Source organism: Streptomyces sp. NBC_01450, from assembly GCF_036227505.1.
Taxonomy (GTDB): domain Bacteria; phylum Actinomycetota; class Actinomycetes; order Streptomycetales; family Streptomycetaceae; genus Streptomyces.
The window spans coordinates 7,805,278-7,824,714 of sequence record NZ_CP109480.1; the positions used below are offsets into that span (position 1 = coordinate 7,805,278).

Genomic DNA, 19,437 nt, shown 5'->3' on the forward strand with positions numbered 1-19,437 from the left:
ACCGACGCGGCCGGTCCTGGTGCCGCGGTACTAGGTCCCGTGGCCGAGGAGCGAGTGCGGCGAAATCCCGATGCAAGGACCATAGGGCGGTTGAGAGCATGACACCCATGCTGCGAGCCGCGGAAGACACCCGAATATCAGGTCGCGCCGCACCGCCCACCTGGCTGGTGGTGGCGCTGGCCTGCGCCGGACAGTTCCTGGTGGTGCTCGACGTGTCCGTCGTGAACGTGGCGCTGCCGTCCATGCGGACCGACCTCGGGCTGAGCGCGCCGGGGCTGCAGTGGGTCGTCAACGCGTACGCGATCGCCTTCGCCGGGTTCATGCTGCTCGGCGGGCGGGCCGGTGACCTGTACGGACGTAAACGGATGTTCCTGGTCGGGCTCGCGCTGTTCACGGGGGCCTCGCTGGGCGGCGGGCTCGCCCAGGCGGGCTGGCAACTGCTGGTCGCCCGGGCCGCGCAGGGGCTCGGGGCGGCGGTGCTCGCGCCCTCGACGCTGACGATCCTCACCTCGGCGGTCCCGGAGGGCGCCGCCCGCGCGCGGGCCATCGCGACCTGGACGGCGGTCGGCGCCGGCGGCGGGGCGGTCGGTGGTCTGGTCGGCGGGCTGCTGGTGGACGGGCTGTCGTGGCGGTGGGTGCTGCTGATCAACGTGCCGGTGGGCGCGGTGGTGCTGGCGGGCGCCGCGCGGTGGCTCGTGGAGAGCCGGGCGGGGGACGGGCGGCGGCTCGATCTGCCGGGCGCGCTGCTGGTGACGGCGGGGCTCGCGACCCTCGCGTACGGGATCGTGCAGACCGAGGCGGAGGGGTGGGCGGCGGCCGCGACCCTGGTACCGCTGTGCGCCGGGCTCGCGCTGATCGGCTGCTTCCTCCTGGTCGAGGCGCGGGCGCGGGTGCCGTTGATGCCGCTGCGGCTGCTCGGCGTGCGGGCGGTGGCGTCGGCGAACGCTGCCATGTTCGTGTGCGGCGCCGCGATGTTCTGCATGTGGTTCTTCATGACGCTGTACGCGCAGAACGTGCTCGGCTACTCGCCGCTGGGCGCCGGGCTCGCGCTGGTGCCGAGCTCGCTCGCGGTGGTCCTCGGCTCGAAGCTCGCGCCGCGGCTCATGCCGGTGGTCGGGGCGCGCAACGTCGCCGTCATCGGGTCGCTGGTCGCCGCGGCGGGCTTCGGCTGGCAGTCGACGATGACGGCCGACGGCTCGTACCTGACGGCGATCATGTTCCCCGGGATTTTGATGATGGCGGGCGCGGGACTGGCCGCCACTCCGCTCGCCTCGCTCGCGACCTCGGGCGCGGCGCCGGGGGACGCCGGTCTTGTCTCCGGGCTGGTCAACACCTCCCGCACGATGGGCGGTTCACTCGGACTCGCCGTCATGTCGACCATCGCGGCGTCGCGTACGGGGAGCGGTTCGTCGGCCCAGGCGCTGACGGAGGGATACGCGCTGGCCTTCCGCACGGGCGGGTACGTGCTGCTCGGCGGGGCGGTGCTGATGCTGCTGTGGCTGCCCTCGAAGATCTCCGCCCGCTGAGGAGGAGACGAAAGATCTCCGCGTGCCGGGGCGGGCGGCCGGCGGTCAGAGCCAGCCCTGCTGGCGGGCCTCCCGCATCGCCTCCATGCGGTTGCGGGTGCCCGTCTTGCCGATCGCGGAGGAGAGGTAGTTGCGGACGGTCGACTCGGAGAGATGGAGCTTCGAGGCGATGTCGGCGACGGTGGCGCCGTCCGTCGAGGCCTTCAGGACGTCGCACTCACGGGAGGTGAGCGGATTCGGCCCGGCGCTCAACGCGGCGGCGGCGAGCACCGGATCGATGACGGTCTCGCCGGTCAGCACCCGCCGGATCGCCTCGGCCAGGTCCTCCACGGGGCCGTCCTTGACCAGGAACCCGGCGGCACCCGCCTCCATGGCGCGCCGCAGATACCCGGGCCGGCCGAAGGTGGTCAGGATCAACACCCGGCAGTCGGGGGCCTGTTCGCGCAGTATGGCGGCGGCGTCCAGACCGCTCATCCCGGGCAGCTCGATGTCCAGCAGGGCCACGTCCGGGCGGTGCGTCAGCGCCGCGTCCACGATGGCGTCGCCCGCCGCCACCTGGGCGACGACCTCGATGTCCGGCTCCATCCCCAGCAACAGGGCGAGCGCGCCCCGCATCATTCCCTGATCCTCGGCAAGCAGGACACGCACGGACTTCGTGGGCCGGTGGTCCCGGGGCATCTCGTTCACGGGGCCAAGCGTAAGGCGGGGGAAGGCGCGTGAGCCGTCGGGGTGGTCACCCGGCCGGTCATTAAAAACTCTCCATGGTTCGACTCCGCGCGTCTTGACGGCCCTTGATTCCGGGCAAACAATCGCCTCGACATTCCGTGATCGCCTTCGCCATTCCTGTGCCGGGCCGATTTTCGCAAACGTTCGACATTTCGACCTGGAATGGGTTCGGTATTTCGATCGAACGATGTCCGGTATTTCGACCGGGTACCCGCACTGTCCTACCAGGAACGGAAGAGGTGCACCGTGTTACCAAGATCGTCGCGCTTGAGAAGTGCCGTGCTGGCCGTGCTGTCGGTGCTGGCGGCCGTTGTCGCACTCGCCGTCGGCGCCCCGGCGGCCACCGCCGCGGGATCGCTGCCCTGTGACGTCTACGCCGCCGCGGGCACGCCCTGCGTCGCCGCGCACAGCCTCGTCAGAGCGCTCTACTCGTCGTACAACGGATCGCTCTACCAGGTGCAGCGCGCCTCCGACAGCGCCACCGCGAACATCGGTCTCCTGGCGGCCGGCGGGTACGCGAACGCGGCGGCACAGGACTCCTTCTGTACCGGCACCACCTGCATCATCACCAAGATCTACGACCAGTCGTCGCGCCACAACGACCTCACCGTCGAGGGCGCGGGCGGGGCGGGCGCGGCCGACGTCGGGGCGCCCGCGGACGCGCTGCCGGTGACCGTCGGCGGCCACCAGGTCTACGGCCTGGAGATCTCGGCCGGCATGGGCTACCGGGACAACTCCACCTCGGGCGTGGCCACCAACGGAGCGGCCGAGGGGATGTACATGGTGACCTCCGGCACCCATGTGAACGGCAGCTGCTGCTTCGACTACGGCAACGCCGAGACCAACAACAAGGACACCGGCAACGGCCATATGGACGCGATCAACTTCGGCACCGAGTGCTGGTTCTCGCCCTGTTACGGCCAGGGCCCCTGGGTGCAGGCCGATCTGGAGAACGGGCTGTTCCAGTCGGACTCCGGCTACAGCAAGAACACGGCGAACACCGGTACCGGGGCGATGCCGTTCGTGACCGCTTTGCTGAAGAACAACGGTCAGAACCATTTCGCGCTGAAATACGGCAACGCCCAATCGGGCGGTCTCATGACCACCTATTCCGGGGGCGAGCCCACCACCAGTGGTTACTCGCCCATGCATCAGGAGGGCGCGATCGTCCTGGGCACCGGCGGCGACAACAGCAACGGCTCCATCGGGTCCTTCTTCGAGGGCGTCATGACCTCGGGCATCCCGACTGACGCCGCCGACGACTCCGTCCAGGCGAACATCGTCTCCGTCGGCTACGGCGGTGCGACCGGCAGCACCGGCTCGCTGACGGCCGGGTCGGAGATCTCGCTGCGCGCGACGACCTCGTGCTGCACCACCGACTACATCCGCCACCAGAACAACGCGGCGGTCATCTCGGCCGTCACGTCGAGCAGTTCGGCGCTCGACAAAGGCGACGCCACCTGGATCGTCCGCAGGGGCCTCGCCGACAGCTCCTGCTACTCCTTCGAGTCGCGGAACTACCCGGGCGACTTCCTGCGGCACTACAACTACCAGCTCTACCGACAACCCATGGTCGGCACCACGCAGTTCAGACAGGACGCCACGTTCTGCGCCGGGACGGGCAAGAGCGGGACGGGGACCTCGTTCGCGTCGTACAACTACCCGACGAGATACCTCCGGCACTACGACTACAACGTCTACATAGCGAGTGACGGCGGCTCGAACACCTTCGACAGCGCCACCTCGTGGACGGACGACGTGAGCTGGGCGGTCACGGCTCCCTGGGCTCCGTAGCCACCGCGGAAGGCGCCAAGTCCACCGAGTCCACAGGAAGTTCGGCGGTGACCGTGAAGCCGCCGCGCGGCGACGGGCCGGCCCTGAGCGACCCGCCCGCCGCCGCGAGGCGTTCCGTCAGACCCTTCAGACCGGTGCCGCCGATGCCCTCGGCAAGGCCGGTCGCGGGGTCGCCCGGGCCGGTGCCGTCGTCCGTCACGGTCAGGCGGACGTGGTGGTCCCGTACGCCCTCGACGGTGATCTCGCAGCGGGTCGCGCGGCTGTGCCGTACGACGTTCGTCACCGCCTCCCGGACCACCCAGCCCAGCAGGGCCTCGTTCTGCGAGGTCAGCGGGGCGCCGGACTGGCGGACCACGGGGTCGACGCTCGCCGCGGACAGGGCCGAGCGGGCCCGGTCCAGTTCCGTGGTGAGGCTGCCCTCGCGGTAGCCGGTGACCGCCTCGCGGATCTCGGTCAGTGCCTGCCGGCCCACGGACTCGATGTCCGTGATCTGCGTGAGGGCGGCGTCCAGGTCGCGCGGGGCCAGCCGGCGGGCCGCCTCCGACTTCACCACGATGACGGAGAGCGTGTGGCCGAGCAGGTCGTGCAGGTCGCGGGAGAAGCGCAGGCGTTCCTTCTCGACCGCGCGGCGGGCCAGTTCCTCGCGGGCGGCGCGCAGTTCCCGTACCGCCTCGGAGAGGGAGAGGATCGCCGCCGTCACCATGGTGGAAAGGAAGGTGCCGTACGCGACGTTCACCGCGTCCCAGCCCGCGCGGACGATGGAGACCGCCGCCGCGAGGGCGGTCAGGCCGAGGCCGAACTGACCGACCCGCGGGCCCCGCAGCACCGCGCCGGTGGCCAGGCCGAGCAGTGGGAAGAAGTACAGCCAGCTACCGCCGTACCCCAGAGCCAGCCCACAGGTGACCAGGCCCATCAGGACGAGCGCCACCTTGGTGGAGCGGGCCTCGCGGGCCTCCTTCACGAAGGAGCGGAACGTCACGTAGATGTAGAGGGAGTTGAAGGTGAACAGACCCAGGCCGCCGATCCAGGGGTTGGGGGTCTCGCCCTGGAGGAGGTTGGAGAACGAGCCCATCCCCATCAGCAGCCACGGCAGCAGCGCGAAGCCGGTGGGCGGCGGGCCCGGGTTCTCGGGCCACTTCCCACTCTTGCGGGCGGCCCGCTGCTCGACCTTGAAGCGCTGCGTGTCGGCCCGCCAGCGTGCCCGCGCCACCCGCCACTCCTTCACCTGGCAGGTGACCTCTCGTGTCCAGGACATGTCCCCGCTCCCCCTTCAGACGGTCCGCTTCAGATGGTTTGCTTCAGATGGTTCGCTTCAGATGGTCCGCGCGGCCCTGCGGTACGAGACCACAGCGTACGAACCGAAGACCAGTAGCCAAGCCGTGAGAACCGCCACCGCACCGAGCGTCGGCGCGTTGCCGTCGGCGACGGATGTGCCGAGCTGGGCGATGCGGTTCGTGGGTGTGCAGACGGACAGGGACTGGAGCCAGCCCGGGAAGAGCGCGAGCGGGAACCACAGGCCGCCGACCACCGAGAGCCCCAGATTGCACACCATGTTCGCGACGCCGGTCGTCTGGGCCGTGAGGCGGTAGCCGTTGCCGAGGCCGAGCAGGGTGAAGGGTATCGAGCCGAGCCACAGCAGTACCGTGATCGCCGCCCACTGCCAGACGTCCAGCCGTACGCCGTTGACGAGGCCGCCCGCCGCCAGCACCGCGGCGATCGAGGGCAGCACCGTCACCGAGCCGGTGAGCGCCCGCCCGAGCACCACCTCGCGCGGTGTCATCGGCGTCACCCGCAGCTGCCGCAGCCAGCCGATCCCCTTGTCCTCGGCGACCCCGCCGCCCGTGTTCAGGGCCGAGCCCACCGCCCCGTACGCGGCCATGCCGATCATCGAACCGGTCTTCCAGCCGCCGTCACCGTCGTCACCGAGGTTGGTGAACAGCAGGTACATGATCACGGGCATCGCGATGCCGCCGATGACGAAGCCGGTGTCGCGCAGCGTCCGGCGTACTTCGAGCCGCAGATAGTCCAGCATCACACCGCCTCCACAACACGCGAGGTGAGCGCCATGAACGCGTCGTCCAGGGATGCGGGGGCGACCTCCAGGCCGCGGACGGCGCCCAGCTCAGCCAGCGCGACCACCGTCGCGTCCGAGTCGTCCGTGCGCAGCCGGGCCCGGTCCCCGCGCACCTCCACCGACACCACACCGGGCAGCAGGGTCAGCCCCTCGGTGCCCCGCCCCGCCAGGTCGAAGGAGACCAGGTTGCCGCCCACCGACCGCTTGAGCTGCTCTCCGGTGCCGTCGGCGACGAGCCGGCCGTGGTCGATGACGAGGATCCGGTCGGCGTGCGCGTCGGCCTCCTCCAGGTAGTGCGTGGAGAACAGCACGGTGTGGCCGCGCCGCGCATAGGCCCGCATCGAGTCCCAGAACGCGCGCCGCGCCTCCACGTCCAGCGCGGCGGTCGGCTCGTCGAGCACGATCAGGTCGGGGTTCCCGGCGAGCGCCACCGCGAACCGCACCCGCTGCGCCTGTCCGCCGGAGAGCCGGTCGACGCGCCGCCCGGCCAGATCCGCGATCCCCGCGAGCTCCAGCGCGTCCGCCACCGGCAGCGGCGCCGGGTAGCGGCCCGCGACGAAGGAGACCAGCTCGCCGACGGTCACGCGGGGCACCGGCCGGGTCTCCTGCAGCATCGCGCCGACCCGCCCGGCGCGCACCGCCGCCTGAGGGGGCCCGCCGAAGAGGGCGACCGTCCCCTCGTCCGGCTCGTTCAGGCCGAGCAGCAGGGAGATCGTGGTCGATTTTCCCGCGCCGTTGCGCCCCAGCAGCGCCACCGTCTCGCCGCGCCCGATCTCCAGATCCACCCCGTCCACCGCGCGCACCGCGCCGAACGTCTTGACGGCCCCCGCGAAGGACACGGCACGCTCTGTCCCACCTATCTGTGTCATGCCTCAGACGGTACGAATCCGCGCCCCCTGCCCGGCAGATGCGCTTGTACGGACTCCGGCAGGACAAATGTCACGGCCGGGCGGACGGACCGTTGACCTGACACGGCGTCAGGAGCCTTCACAACTGCCGAGTGCTGGGCTATACAAGGGTCGCCGGACTGGAACGCGTTCTAGATCGGCCAGTGTCGACCTCGGTGCGGCCGACGGTGCGGACGGCCGCACCGAGGTCTTTCGCGCTACTGATCAGGAGCCCCATGCCCATCGACGCCGCCAAGGCCCTCGCCGCCGAACCCCGCAGCGGTGAGATCACCTGGGACCGCAAGGACGTCCAGCTCTACCACCTCGGCCTCGGAGCGGGCGTCCCGGCGACGGATCCCGACGAGCTGCGCTACACCCTCGAATCGAAGCTGCACGTCCTGCCGAGCTTCGCCACCGTCGCGGGCGCCGGTTCCCCCGGAGTGATCAGCGGCCTGTCCATGCCCGGCGTCGACGTCGACCTCGCCCGCGTCCTGCACGGCGGCCAGACCATCGAGCTGCACCGCCCGATCCCGATCGACGGCAAGGCCGTGGCCACCGGACGGATCGCCGCCGTGTACGACAAGGGCAAGGCGGCCGTCCTCGTCATGCGCACCGAGGTCGCCGACGCCGAGGGACCGTTGTGGACGAACGACGCCCAGATCTTCGTACGGGGAGAGGGCGGCTGGGGCGGCGACCGTGGCCCCTCGACCCGCCTCGAGGAGCCTGCCGGTCCGCCGGACCGGACCGTCGAGCGCCCGATCCGCGAGGAGCAGGCGCTGCTCTACCGGCTCTCCGGCGACTGGAACCCGCTGCACGCCGACCCCGAGTTCGCCAAGCTCGCCGGGTTCGACCGGCCGATCCTGCACGGGCTGTGCACGTACGGGATGACACTCAAGGCGGTCGTCGACACGCTGCTCGGCGGGGACGTGGCGCGCGTCCGCTCGTACACCACGCGCTTCGCCGGGGTCGTGTACCCGGGGGAGACCCTGCGCATCCGTATGTGGCGGCGGGACGGCAGCGTCCAGGTGGCCGTGAGCGCCGTCGAGCGGGACGACGCGCAGGTCCTCGCCGACACCGTCGTCTCACACTCCTGAGCCCGGAACGTCACACACTCCTGAGCCCAGCCCATCAGTGACCAGCCCGTTGTCGAGGGGAGCCGCACCATGCGCGCAGCCGTACAGCACGAGATAGGCCAGGACAAGCTGGAAGTCCTCGACGACATCGAGGCGGTGGGCTTCGGGCCGGGCAGGGTGCGGATCCGGGTACGGGCCACCGGGCTGTGCCACTCCGACCTGTCCGCGATGAGCGGCGTACTGCCGCAGCCCGCGCCGTTCGTACCCGGCCACGAGGGTGCCGGGGAGATCGTCGAGGTCGGCGAGGGCGTCACCCACCTCAAGCCGGGGGACCGGGTCGTCGTCTGCTGGCTGCCGGCCTGTGGCGTCTGTCCCGCCTGCAAGCGGGGCCAGAGCCAGCTGTGCCTGGCCGGGTTCATGAACGCAGGCACGCCCAACTTCAGGCGCCCGGGCGGAGACGTCTTCGGCTTCGCCGGGACCGGCACCTTCACCGAGGAGGTCGTGGTCGACGCGGGCTGCGCCGTGCCGATCCCGGACGACGTGCCCTTCGACATCGCGGCCCTCATCGGCTGCGGAGTGACGACCGGCCTCGGCGCCGCCCTCAACACCGCGGACGTGGCGGCCGGTTCGTCGGTCGCCGTCATCGGCTGCGGAGGCGTCGGCATCTCCGCGATCCAGGGCGCGCGCCTCAAGGGCGCCGCCGAGATCGTCGCCGTCGACCCGGTCGCCTCGCGCCGGGAGGCCGCGCTGCGGTTCGGCGCCACGAAGGCGGTCTCGCCGGACGAACTGCCGGGCGCGAAGCAGTCGGTGACCGGCGGCGAGGGCTTCGACTACGTCTTCGAGGTCGTCGGCCGCTCCGCCACCGCCCGCACCGCGTACGAGAACACCCGCCGCGGCGGCACCCTCGTCATCGTCGGCGCGGGCGCCATGGACGACTTCCTGCAGCTCAACATGTTCGAGCTGTTCTTCGACGAGAAGCGGATCCTGCCGTCCATGTACGGCGGGGGAGACGTCCTGCGGTCGTACGAGCGGACGGTCGCCCTGTGGCGCGCGGGCCGTATCGACCTGGAGAGCCTGATCACCCACCGGGTGCCGCTGTCCGGGATCAACGAGGCGCTGGACCAGATGCGCACGGGCACCGCGCTGCGTACGTGCATCGAGATCTGACCCACCACGATCGTCCCCACGATTTCCCCCACGATTGCCGCCACGATTGCTGAGGACTTCGATGTCACTGCCACTTGAAGGGCTCGCCGCGATCGTCACCGGCGCGGGGCGCGGGCTCGGCCGGACCGAAGCTCTGGAACTGGCCCGCCTGGGTGCCGCCGTCGTCGTCAACGACTACGGGCAGCCCGGGCGGGACGGCTCCGGCGCGGCCTCGGCCACCCCCGCCGAGGAGGTCGCCGCCGAGATCCGCGCCGCGGGCGGCCACGCCCTCGCCCACACCGGGGACGTCGCCGACCGCGAACAGGCCCGCGCGCTGGTCGACCTGGCGATCGGCGAGTTCGGGAAGCTGGACATCGTCGTCAACAACGCGGGCATCCTGCGCGACCGGATGGTCTTCTCGATGTCCGAGGACGAGTGGGACTCCGTCATCCGTGTGCATCTGAAGGGGCATTTCAACACGACCCACTTCGCGTCCGCGCACTGGCGGGCGAGGGCCAAGGCGGCGGACGGTTCGGTGTACGGGCGGATCGTGAACACCTCCTCGGAGGCGTTCCTCGCGGGTTCGGCGGGACAGCCCAACTACGCGGCGGCCAAGGGCGGGATCGTCGGGCTGACGACCTCGACCGCGCTGGCGCTGGCGAAGTACGGCGTGACGGCGAACGTCATCTGCCCGCGCGCCCGGACCCGGATGACCGAGGACGTGTTCCACGGGTTCGAGGTGCCCGAGCAGGGCCTCGACCCGCTCGCGCCCGAGCATGTGGCGCCCCTCGTCGGCTACTTGGCCTCGCCCGCCGCCGCGCACGTGAACGGGCAGCTGCTCGTCGTGCACGGGGGCATGGTCGCGGTCGTCGAACGGCCGCGGGTGGCCGCCAAGTTCGACACCAAGCAGGACGCCTTCACCTACGACGAGCTCGACGCGCTGCTCGGCCCGTACTACGCGGAGCGGCCGCGAGGGGAGACGTTCGCGGCGGCGGAGGTACTGGGACTCAAGCACCTCTAGTGCCCGCGGTTCCCCCTACGGAACGGCCCCGCTCGCGCTGTGCGCGAGCGGGGCCGTATCGCTGGTCCGACCTACCTTCAGGCCGATGTGTTCTGCTGGTCGGACGGCTTGCGGTGGCGGCCGTGAGGGGTCGCCTCGTCGTCCTGGCCGGAGACCGGGCCGCGGTGCTTGCCGTGGCCATCGGCCAGGGTCGTCGCCTGGTGGGCGTCGGTGGCCGGCGGTTCCATGGTGCTGGTTTCGCTCATGTGGAAGTGTTCACCCCGTCAACAAGATCCTTCTTTGCAGCCGGGGGATTCTAACCGTTCGCTCACGCGGGGACGGGGGCGGGTGACCAGTTCTCGCCCTCGGACCCCCCTTCGGCCCGGACGGCCTCGTCCTCGAACGCCGGACGGATGGAGAGCGGCCGTCTCTTCAGAGGTGACGGCCCGTTCAAGGGCGCCTGTTGCAGGGGAACCGGGCGGGCCGCCGTGAGTTCCAGTGGACGGGGCGCCTCCGCCGCCACCGGAACGGCGGGCGCCGTCACCTTCGTCACCCCGCACCGCACCGTCCCCGTCGTGTACGGCAGTTGGAGGACCCCCTCCCTGGTCCACAGGCCGGTGCCCGCCAGCCATCCCTCGGGTGCCGGGAGATGGTGGACCTGGCGTTCGGCCGGCCGCCACACGCCGACCCAGCTGCCGGCCGGGCCGTCGATGCGCAGGGCCACCGCGCAGCGCTCCGGCGTCAGCACCTGCCCCGGCTGGATCGCGAACGGCGTCACCGCGCAGTCGGTCGCGCGCAGACAGTCGGGGAAGCGGATCGGCAGGGTGCTGCCGAGGACGCCCCAGCCGAGACGGTCCTGGCCCGGGGACGCCGCGTCCGAGCGGATCAGCAGCAGTCCGCTGTCGGCGTCCGCGAGCAGCAGCCGGTCGTCGCTGTCCTCGGTGATCTGCAGCAGTGGCGTCACTTCACCGCCGCGCCCCAGGTCGACGACCACCGTCTTGGTCCGGCCGTACCGGCGGCGGTCCAGGGCCAGCAGGCGCCCCGTGTCGTCCAGCCAGACGCCGCCCGAACAGCGGCCCGGCAACTCGGCCAGGAGCTCGGGCCCGAAGGCGCCGCCCGCCACGAGCCACACCGCCGTGGAGTCCCGGCCGACGGCGAGGGCGTACGCGTGCTCCCCGTCCGGCGCGGGCGGCAGCAGCCACAGCCGGGTGTCCTCGTCCGGGCACTCCACCGCGCCGAGGAGCAGCTCCCCGGTGCCGGGCCCGGTCGGGTACAGCAGGCAGAACGTGTGCCGCCCGTCGACGACGCGGTGGATCAGCACCCGCCCGTCGGTCATCGGCAGCACCTCGGTGCCGGGCTCCTCCGGCTGGTGGGACGGCAGCGGTACGGCGTAGGGCTCGGGGCCGTCCAGGGTCCAGCGCTCCGGGAACCAGCACTCGCCGTCGAGGGCGAGGCGGGCCGCGTAGGTTCCGTCCGCGGCGATCACGCAGGTGGGGCGGGCGATCATGTCTGCGGGCAGGGCGGTCACATCTGAGGGGCGAGTGACCCGCTCGTCCCCGGGTTCCGCCGCAGGCTCGGTGGCACAGACCGTCATCGTTCGGTCACCTCCGGCGACGAAGGTAGTTTTCGCACGCACAGACGTGGGACCGGCGGGCGGGCGCTTCACACATAAGGATGGCCGCGCCGCGATTCGCCTGAGGGAACGGGGACGCGTGTGCTGGCGGGGTCGGGGAAGAGGGGTGGGGCCCGGGTCACCTAGGGCCGCCCGCCGGCGAGTGCGCTGGTCGCGCGTTCCGGGACGGCCCGCGGCCGGTGGGGCACCGGCACAATCCAGGTAGCCTTTCCTCGTGCCCCGTCTGTCTGAAGTCATCGCCGCGCTCGACACCCTCTGGCCCCCCGAGAGGGCCGAGGGATGGGACGCGGTCGGCACCGTGTGCGGCGACCCCGACCAGGAGATCACCCGCGTCCTGTTCGCCGTCGACCCCGTTCGGGACATCGTCGACGAAGCGGTGAAGCTGGGCGCGAACCTGCTGGTCACCCACCATCCGCTCTATCTGCGCGGGACGACGACGGTCGCGGCCGACACCTTCAAGGGCCGGGTCGTGCACACCCTCATCAAGAACGACATCGCGCTGCACGTCGCCCACACCAACGCCGACCGCGCCGACCCGGGGGTCAGTGACGCCCTCGCCGGGGCGCTCGACCTGCGGGTCGTACGGCCGCTCGTGCCGGACCCCACCGACCCCGAGGGCCGCCGCGGCCTCGGCCGCGTCTGTGAGCTGGATCACCCGCTGACCGTCCGTGAGCTCGCCGCGCGCGCCGCCGGGCGACTGCCCGCCACCGCGCAGGGCATCCGCGTCGCCGGTGACCCCGAGGCGGTCGTACGGACCGTCGCGGTCAGCGGCGGCTCCGGCGACAGCCTCTTCGACGACGTGCGTGCCGCCGGCGTCGACGCCTTCCTCACCGCGGACCTGCGCCACCACCCGGCCTCGGAGGCCCGCGCCCACAGTCCTCTCGCGCTGCTCGACGCGGCGCACTGGGCCACCGAGTGGCCCTGGTGCGAGCTGGCCGCCGCCCAGCTCGACGAGATCTCCGACCGCAAGGGATGGGGCCTGAGGGTCCACGTCTCCAAGACGGTCACCGACCCCTGGACCGCCCACGCGGCGTCCACCGAAACCTCTAACGCAATGGGAGCCCCCAACTGAACGCCGCGCCTGCCGACCAGATCCGACTTCTCGACGTCCAGGCCCTCGACGTACGCCTGCAGCAGCTCGCGCACAAGCGGAGGTCGCTTCCCGAGCACGCCGAGATCGAGTCGCTGAACAAGGACCTCACGCAGCTGCGCGACCTGCTCGTCGCCGCGCAGACCGAGGAGAGCGACTGCTCCCGCGAGCAGACCAAGGCCGAGCAGGACGTGGACCAGGTGCGCCAGCGTGCCTCCCGCGACCAGCAGCGCCTGGACTCCGGTGCCGTCACCTCCCCCAAGGACCTGGAGAACCTCCAGCGCGAGATCACCTCCCTCGCCAAGCGGCAGGGCGACCTGGAGGACGTCGTCCTCGAGGTCATGGAGCGCCGCGAGTCCGCGCAGGAGCGGGTCGCCGAGCTGACCGAGCGCACCTCCTCCGTGCAGTCGAAGATCGACGACGCGACCGCCCGCCGGGACGCCGCCTTCGAGTCCCTCGACGGCGAAGCGGCCACGGCGACCAAGGAGCGCGCGGTCATCGCGGCCTCCGTCCCCGCCGACCTGCTGAAGCTCTACGACAAGCTGCGCGAGCAGCAGGGCGGTGTCGGCGCCGCGCGGCTCTACCAGCGCCGTTGCGAGGGCTGCCGCCTGGAGCTCAACATCACCGAGGTCAACGACGTGAAGGCGGCCTCCCCGGACACCGTGCTGCGCTGCGAGAACTGCCGCCGCATCCTGGTGCGTACGTCCGAGTCCGGCCTGTAAGGGGAGCGGGGCGTGCGGGAGTTCATCGTCGAGGCCGACGGCGGTTCCCGGGGCAACCCGGGACCCGCGGGGTACGGTGCCGTGGTCATCGACGCGGCCACGGGGGAGACGCTGGCGGAGCGTGCCGAGTACATCGGCATCGCCACCAACAACGTCGCCGAGTACCGGGGCCTGGTGGCGGGCCTGCGTGCCGCCCACGAACTGGACCCGGCCGCGCGCGTCCGGGTCCGGATGGACTCCAAGCTCGTCGTCGAGCAGCTGTCCGGCCGCTGGAAGATCAAGCACCCGGACATGAAGCCCCTGGCCGCGGAGGCGGCCCGCGTCTTCCCGCCGGACCGGATCACCTACGAGTGGATGCCGCGCGAACAGAACAAGCACGCGGACCGACTGGCCAACGAGGCGATGGACGCCGGACGGCGCGGCGAACAGTGGTCCCCGTCGGCATCGACGGCGGAACTGCGCGACCAGCACCCACAGATCCGCAGCCTGTCGACTCCAGGCGGCGAAGCCGTGAAGGCCGAGGACGACGCGCGGGCCGCGCACAACGTGGCCACACCGGCGCCGTCGACCGGCTGGGGCGCGGCCCCCGACATGGGCGCCCCCACCACCTTCGTCCTGCTGCGCCACGGCGAGACCCTGCTCACCCCCCAGAAGCGCTTCTCCGGCAGCGGCGGCACCGACCCGTCACTCTCGGACGTGGGCCGGGAGCAGGCCGAGCGCGTCGCCGCCGCGCTGGCCGCGCGCGGCACCGTCGAGGCGATCGTGGCGTCGCCGCTCACCCGTACCCGCCAGACCGCCGCCGCCGTCGCCGCTCGCCTGGGACTGGACGTGGTCATCGAGGACGGCCTGCGCGAGACGGACTTCGGCGCCTGGGAGGGCCTCACCTTCGCCGAGGTGCAAGAGCGCCACCCCGACGACCTGAAGACCTGGCTCGCCTCCCCGAAGGCCGAACCGACCGGCGGCGGCGAGAGCTTCGCGGCGACCGCCCGCCGTATCGCCACCACCCGCGACAAGCTCATCGCCTCCTACGCGGGCCGCACCGTCCTGCTCGTCAGCCACGTCACCCCGATCAAGAGCCTCGTACGGCTCGCGATCGGCGCCCCGCCGGAGTCCCTGTACCGGATGGAGCTGTCCGCGGCCTCCCTGTCGGCGGTGGCGTACTACGCGGACGGCAACGCCAGCCTGCGCCTCTTCAACGACACCTCTCACCTGCGCTGAGCGGCACGGGTTCGCGAGGCTACGACAGTCCTGCCGTCATCCGCGCGGCCTGAGCGCGGCCGCCTCGCGGGCCAGGCTCTCCACGCGCCCCCAGTCCTTCGCCGCGATCGCGTCCTCGGGAAGCATCCATGTCCCGCCCACGCACCCGACGTTGGGGAGGGCGAGGTAGTCCGGTGCGTAGGTGGGGCCGATGCCGCCGGTCGGGCAGAACCGGGCCTGCGGCAGCGGTCCGGCGAGCGACCTGAGGTACGCCGTGCCGCCCGCCGCCTGCGCCGGGAAGAACTTCATCTCCCGCACCCCGCGCTCCAGCAGCGCCACCACCTCCGACGTCGTGGAGACCCCCGGCAGGAACGGCACCCCGGACGCCTTCATGGCGTCGAGGAGCACGTCGGTCCAGCCGGGACTGACCAGGAAGCGGGCGCCCGCGGCCACGCACTCCGTCACCTGCGCCGGTGTGATGACGGTGCCCGCGCCGACCACCGCGTCCGGCACCCCGTCCGCGATCGCCCGGATGGCGTCGAGCGCGCACGGCGTCCGCAGGGTCACCTCTATCGCGGGCAGCCCGCCCGCGACGAGCGCCCTGGCCAGGGGCACGGCGTCCTCGGCCTCGTTCACCACGACGACGGGGACCACGGGGGCGAGATCCAGCACGGAGGCGGCCGGAACGGAGGGCAGCGGTGAGCTCATGGCCTCATCGTGCCCTCGTCATTCAGCATGCGCAAAGGGTGTTGCGCATGCTGCAACGGCTGCGCCGAGCGCCCTGTACGGCTGCTCGGCTGCCCGGCTGATCTAGTGCACCTCGTTCACCAGTACATCCAGCGCCCAGGCCGTCCCCGCCCGCGCGGGCGCCTGCACCTCCACCTCGTACCCGAGGTCCCGCAACGCCTCCACCAGCTCCGCCGGATCCGCGGGAGCCGCGCCCGCCGCCAGCAGACTCCGTACGATCCGCCCCTTCGTCGCCTTGTTGAAGTGGCTGACCACCTTCCGGGTGGGCGCGTGCAGCACCCGTACCGTCGCCGTCCGCCCGGCGACCTCGCCCTTCGGCTTCCACGCACCCGTGTACGCCGAGGACCGCAGATCGAGCACCAGCCCGTCGCCGGCCGCCTCGGGGAGCGCGGCGGCCATCGGCGCACGCCAGTGCGCGCCCAGCGCCCCGAGCCCCGGCAGCCTCACCCCCATCGAGCAGCGGTACGACGGGATCCGGTCCGTCACCCGGACCGCGCCCCACAACCCGGAGAAGACGAGCAGCGAGCGGCCCGCGCGCCGCTTGGCCGCCGTGTCCAGCGAGCCCAGGTCCAGGGCGTCGTACAGCACCCCCGTGTAGATCTCCCCGGCCGGGCGCGCGCCCGCGCTGCGCAGCTCCGTGTTCTTGGCGATCTCGCCGCGCAGGCCCTCGCTCAGCCCGAGCACCTCGCGAGCCTTGTCCTCGTCGCCCGCACACAGCTCGACCAGCTCGTCGAGGACCGCCTGACGCGCCTCGGTGAGCCCGGGCAGGGACAGCGACTCCAGCTTCAGCGCGGTTCCCCGGCCGGAGGACGCCTTGCCCTCGGAGGGCGGCAGCAGCACGAGCACGGTGGTGTTCTCCTAACGGTGGGTGTGGCCCGGCGCCAGCCTAAGGGGTCCTCCCGGGCGTCGAACGCGCTCGGGGTGCCGCCCGAAGGCCCGCGACCTACGCTCGACGCATGCCGTGCCGCCACATCCGCGCCACCTGTGTACCGGGGGCTCCGCTGCAGGCCGCCCTGTGCGCCCTGCGGACCGAACTCGGCGTGCCCGGGAGCTTCCCGCCCGGCGTACTGGAGGAGGCCGCCCGGCCACCCCGGCTGCCCGCCCACGACGCGACGGACATCCCCTTCTTCACCATCGACCCGCCGACGTCCACCGACCTCGACCAGGCGATGCACCTGTCCCGCCGCGACAACGGCGGCGGCTACCGCGTCCGGTACGCGATCGCCGACGTCGCCGCCTTCGTCGCCCCCGGCGGCGCCCTGGACGTCGAGGCGCACCGCCGTGTGACGACCCTCTACTTCCCGGACGAGAAGGTCCCGCTCCACCCGACCCCGCTCTCCGAAGGCACCGCCAGCCTCCTCCCCGACCAGACCTGCCCGGCCGTGCTCTGGACGATCGACCTGGACACCGACGGCCGCACGGAGGCCGTCGGCGTACGCCGGGCCCTCGTCCGCAGCCGAGCCAAGCTCGACTACGCGCACGTACAGAAGCGGATCGACGACGGCACGGCGGAGGAGCCGCTCGCCCTCCTCAAGGACATCGGGACGCTGCGTGAACGCCTGGAGGTGGAGCGCGGCGGGATCTCCCTCAACGTCCCCGAGCAGGAGATCGTCGAGACGAACGGGACGTACGAACTCGTCTACCGCGCCCCGCTCCCCACCGACGCCTGGAACGCGCAGATCTCCCTGCTCACCGGGATGGCGGCGGCCGACCTGATGCTCGCCCACGGCACGGGCGTCCTGCGCACACTGCCCGCCGCCCCCGACGGCGCGGTCGGCCGCCTTCGCCGCACGGCCAGGGCGCTGCGCATCGACTGGCCGCACCACGTCTCGTACGCGCAGCTCGTCCGCTCCCTCGACCCGCACCTGCCGCGCCACGCCGCCTTCCTCCAGGAGTGCACGACGCTGCTGCGCGGCGCGGGCTACACGGTGTTCCGGGGCGGCGCCCTCCCGGACGTCACCTCCCACGCCGCCGTGGCCGCGCCCTACGCGCACTGCACCGCCCCCCTGCGGCGACTCGTCGACCGGTACGCCTCGGAACTCTGCCTGGCCGCCGCCGCGGACGAACCACCCCCCGACTGGGTCCTCACCGCCCTCGACACCCTCCCCAAGGAGATGGCCGAGGGCTCCCGGCGCGCGAGCACCGTGGAACGCGAATGCGTCGACATCGTCGAGGCCGCACTGCTCAAGGACCGGGTCGGGGACATCTTCGACGGCTGTGTGGTGGACGTGGAGGAGCGTCAACCCACCGTGGGGACCGTCCAGTTGGAGTCCCCGGCGGTCGTGGCCCGGCTTGCGGGCGGCACGGCAAGGCTGCCGCTGGGGGAGCGGTTGCGGGTGCGGCTCACCCAGGCCGACCCGGGTGTGGCGCGGGTGCAGTTCGCGCCTGCGTGAGGGCCCGCACGAGTTCGGCGGAGTCATCCGCGTGCAGCCGTACGAGACGCAGTCGGCGTTCCCGGCCCAGGAAGGTGAAGTGCGGTACAGGGGTGGCCAGTTCGAGAGTGATGTCGGTCTGGGCGCCCACGGGGAGGTTCAGCTCGCCCTCGGCGCGCACGTGCGTGGCGCGCAGCTCGCGGCGCACCGCCGCGATGTCCGCCAGGGGTATCCGCAGATCCACCTGCCCGCCGTGACGGACACGCAGGTCCGTACTGTCGAGGATGTGCGGGCGCGTCACCCAGGCCGCGTGCATGCCGATGACCTGCAGCACGGTGTAGACGTCGAGGACGAGGACGACCGCGTGCACGACCGGCCACCCGCGCAGCAGCACCCCCATGCCGACCGTCTCGACGACGCACACGAAGGCGAGCCCCCACATCATGGCGCCCTGGCCCCGCGCGTAACCGAAGGGGCGGCCGTCGCGCGTGCCGTCCGTCCGACCCGTCACCCACAGCAACAGGCTCGCGAACAGCCGCAGTTCATGCCGTACGAGGGCCCGCGCGATCCTCATCGCCCGCGCTCCGTGAACATCCGCATCGCGCGCCGGATCGCCTCCGCCTGGGCCGGGGCGACATCGGCGTACAAGGCACGCAGAACGCCGTTGTCCAGGCTGAGAGCGAGGCCGGTCTCCGGGAGCAGGGACTCGGGGAGGCAGTCGGCGAGTGCCCGGGCCGCCTCGTCCACGCGTGGGTCGTCGGGGTCGTCCGGGTCCGCGTCGGCGAGCGCGTCGAGGAGCGCGTACATCTCGTGCGCCCGTGCCACGGCGGCGGGCGTTCGGAAGGCGCTGCCGAGCGCCGTCATCAGCCGCTCCCGGTCCTCGGGCGTGGCCATGGTCTCGATCAGAGCGAGCATCTCGCGGTCCTTCGTGGCCATGGGGGACGCGGGGCCGTGCGCCATCTCCGTGAGCAGCGCGGCCAGCTCGGGAGAGACGGGGCCCTCGGCGGGCAGGCCCCCCTCGCGGTCCAGCAGGGCGCGCAGCCGCTCCCGCCGCTCCCGGACAGCCGCCTCCTGCCGGGCGAGATCCGCGTCGAGCTCCTCCAGCACTTCGGCGAGATCGCGCCCCGCGTCGTCCGCGAGCACGTCCCGCACCTCGGTGAGTCCCAGTCCCAGCTCCGTCAGCCGCCGGATCCGGGCGAGCACGACGGCGTGCCGCAGCGTGTAGTCCCGGTAGCCGTTGGGGAGCCGCTCGGGCTCCGGCAACAGCCCGAGATGGTGGTAGTGCCGCACCGTCCGTGTGGTGACACCGACGGCGACGGCGAGTTCTCCGATCCGCATGCCTCCAGTAGAAACGTTGACGTTGCGGCAAGGTCAAGCGACCAGATCCTTGTCGGCATGGAAACGCGGGCCGCCGGCGTTGCACCTCTGACGAGACGACCGGGGAGGCGGC

Annotated in this window: 19 protein-coding genes; 9 read left to right on the forward strand and 10 right to left on the reverse strand. The window is 72.0% G+C overall.

Going from position 1 to position 19,437, the window contains the following annotated elements; translation table 11 throughout:
• The first annotated feature begins 98 nt into the window (after positions 1 to 98).
• The gene (locus OG568_RS34685) at positions 99 to 1,526 is read left to right on the forward strand and encodes an MFS transporter (protein ID WP_329534412.1); all 1,428 of its coding nucleotides are present in this window, start codon (positions 99 to 101) and stop codon (positions 1,524 to 1,526) included.
• Positions 1,527 to 1,571: 45 nt separating this feature from the next.
• Here OG568_RS34685 and OG568_RS34690 read toward each other — a convergent pair whose 3' ends face one another.
• On the reverse strand, positions 1,572 to 2,204 hold the full coding sequence (locus OG568_RS34690; protein ID WP_329536545.1) for a response regulator transcription factor: 633 nt from the start codon (positions 2,202 to 2,204) through the stop codon (positions 1,572 to 1,574).
• Positions 2,205 to 2,519: 315 nt separating this feature from the next.
• On the opposite strand from OG568_RS34690, the gene OG568_RS34695 reads away from it, so the two are divergent.
• Positions 2,520 to 4,046, forward strand: a complete 1,527-nt coding sequence (locus OG568_RS34695; RefSeq protein ID WP_329534414.1) for an alpha-L-arabinofuranosidase B — start codon at positions 2,520 to 2,522, stop codon at positions 4,044 to 4,046.
• Here OG568_RS34695 and OG568_RS34700 read toward each other — a convergent pair.
• From OG568_RS34700 to OG568_RS34710, 3 genes are read right to left on the reverse strand one after another with little or no spacing between them, the layout of a single operon-like run.
• Positions 4,024 to 5,301 carry a sensor histidine kinase gene (locus tag OG568_RS34700; RefSeq protein ID WP_329534415.1) on the reverse strand — a complete coding sequence of 426 codons (1,278 nt, stop codon included), beginning with the start codon at positions 5,299 to 5,301 and terminating at the stop codon, positions 4,024 to 4,026. The genes OG568_RS34695 and OG568_RS34700 overlap by 23 nt on opposite strands.
• A 57-nt stretch (positions 5,302 to 5,358) precedes the next feature.
• Positions 5,359 to 6,078 (reverse strand): ABC transporter permease, encoded by a 720-nt coding sequence (locus OG568_RS34705; RefSeq protein ID WP_266582224.1) that lies wholly within the window; start codon positions 6,076 to 6,078, stop codon positions 5,359 to 5,361.
• Positions 6,078 to 6,989, reverse strand: coding sequence for an ABC transporter ATP-binding protein (locus OG568_RS34710; protein ID WP_329534416.1), 912 nt, complete (start codon positions 6,987 to 6,989; stop codon positions 6,078 to 6,080). Before OG568_RS34710 ends, OG568_RS34705 begins: the two co-directional genes overlap by 1 nt.
• Positions 6,990 to 7,243: 254 nt before the next feature.
• On the opposite strand from OG568_RS34710, the gene OG568_RS34715 reads away from it, so the two are divergent.
• The 3 genes from OG568_RS34715 to OG568_RS34725 all read left to right on the forward strand — a co-directional run bounded on the left by OG568_RS34715 (position 7,244) and on the right by OG568_RS34725 (position 10,247).
• Positions 7,244 to 8,101: a MaoC/PaaZ C-terminal domain-containing protein gene (locus OG568_RS34715; protein ID WP_329534417.1), complete on the forward strand. Its 858-nt coding sequence runs from the start codon at positions 7,244 to 7,246 to the stop codon at positions 8,099 to 8,101.
• A 69-nt stretch (positions 8,102 to 8,170) separates the two neighbouring features.
• Positions 8,171 to 9,247 (forward strand): Zn-dependent alcohol dehydrogenase, encoded by a 1,077-nt coding sequence (locus OG568_RS34720; protein WP_329534418.1) that lies wholly within the window; start codon positions 8,171 to 8,173, stop codon positions 9,245 to 9,247.
• Between the two features lie 61 nt (positions 9,248 to 9,308).
• Complete coding sequence (locus OG568_RS34725; protein ID WP_329534419.1) at positions 9,309 to 10,247, forward strand: 3-oxoacyl-ACP reductase; 939 nt, start codon at positions 9,309 to 9,311, stop codon at positions 10,245 to 10,247.
• Positions 10,248 to 10,324: 77 nt separating this feature from the next.
• Here OG568_RS34725 and OG568_RS34730 read toward each other — a convergent pair whose 3' ends face one another.
• Entirely contained in the window at positions 10,325 to 10,492 is a 168-nt protein-coding gene (locus tag OG568_RS34730) for a hypothetical protein (RefSeq protein ID WP_329534420.1), read from the reverse strand.
• Positions 10,493 to 10,554: 62 nt separating this feature from the next.
• Positions 10,555 to 11,820, reverse strand: coding sequence for a hypothetical protein (locus tag OG568_RS34735; RefSeq protein ID WP_329534421.1), 1,266 nt, complete (start codon positions 11,818 to 11,820; stop codon positions 10,555 to 10,557).
• A gap of 253 nt (positions 11,821 to 12,073) precedes the next feature.
• Between OG568_RS34735 and OG568_RS34740 the strand changes: the two genes are divergently transcribed.
• The 3 genes from OG568_RS34740 to OG568_RS34750 are packed head-to-tail and all read left to right on the forward strand — an operon-like array spanning position 12,074 to position 14,889.
• The gene (locus tag OG568_RS34740; RefSeq protein ID WP_266686683.1) at positions 12,074 to 12,931 is read left to right on the forward strand and encodes a Nif3-like dinuclear metal center hexameric protein; all 858 of its coding nucleotides are present in this window, start codon (positions 12,074 to 12,076) and stop codon (positions 12,929 to 12,931) included.
• Entirely contained in the window at positions 12,928 to 13,671 is a 744-nt protein-coding gene (locus tag OG568_RS34745) for a zinc ribbon domain-containing protein (RefSeq protein WP_323137038.1), read from the forward strand. Before OG568_RS34740 ends, OG568_RS34745 begins: the two co-directional genes overlap by 4 nt.
• Before the next feature lie 12 nt (positions 13,672 to 13,683).
• Complete coding sequence (locus OG568_RS34750; protein WP_329534422.1) at positions 13,684 to 14,889, forward strand: bifunctional RNase H/acid phosphatase; 1,206 nt, start codon at positions 13,684 to 13,686, stop codon at positions 14,887 to 14,889.
• A gap of 36 nt (positions 14,890 to 14,925) precedes the next feature.
• Here the strand turns inward: OG568_RS34750 and eda are convergent, their stop codons facing one another.
• Together eda and yaaA are read right to left on the reverse strand one after the other, a co-directional pair.
• Positions 14,926 to 15,576 (reverse strand): bifunctional 4-hydroxy-2-oxoglutarate aldolase/2-dehydro-3-deoxy-phosphogluconate aldolase, encoded by a 651-nt coding sequence (gene eda / locus OG568_RS34755; protein ID WP_266582216.1) that lies wholly within the window; start codon positions 15,574 to 15,576, stop codon positions 14,926 to 14,928.
• Between the two features lie 102 nt (positions 15,577 to 15,678).
• Positions 15,679 to 16,461, reverse strand: a complete 783-nt coding sequence (yaaA, locus tag OG568_RS34760; protein ID WP_329534423.1) for a peroxide stress protein YaaA — start codon at positions 16,459 to 16,461, stop codon at positions 15,679 to 15,681.
• A gap of 110 nt (positions 16,462 to 16,571) precedes the next feature.
• Between yaaA and OG568_RS34765 the strand changes: the two genes are divergently transcribed.
• Positions 16,572 to 18,008 carry an RNB domain-containing ribonuclease gene (locus OG568_RS34765; RefSeq protein ID WP_329534424.1) on the forward strand — a complete coding sequence of 479 codons (1,437 nt, stop codon included), beginning with the start codon at positions 16,572 to 16,574 and terminating at the stop codon, positions 18,006 to 18,008.
• Here the strand turns inward: OG568_RS34765 and OG568_RS34770 are convergent.
• Positions 17,959 to 18,561: a hypothetical protein gene (locus OG568_RS34770; protein WP_329534425.1), complete on the reverse strand. Its 603-nt coding sequence runs from the start codon at positions 18,559 to 18,561 to the stop codon at positions 17,959 to 17,961. The genes OG568_RS34765 and OG568_RS34770 overlap by 50 nt on opposite strands.
• Positions 18,558 to 19,325, reverse strand: coding sequence for a MerR family transcriptional regulator (locus tag OG568_RS34775; RefSeq protein ID WP_329534426.1), 768 nt, complete (start codon positions 19,323 to 19,325; stop codon positions 18,558 to 18,560). The genes OG568_RS34770 and OG568_RS34775 overlap by 4 nt, the downstream gene beginning before the upstream one ends.
• Positions 19,326 to 19,437 lie beyond the last annotated feature (112 nt).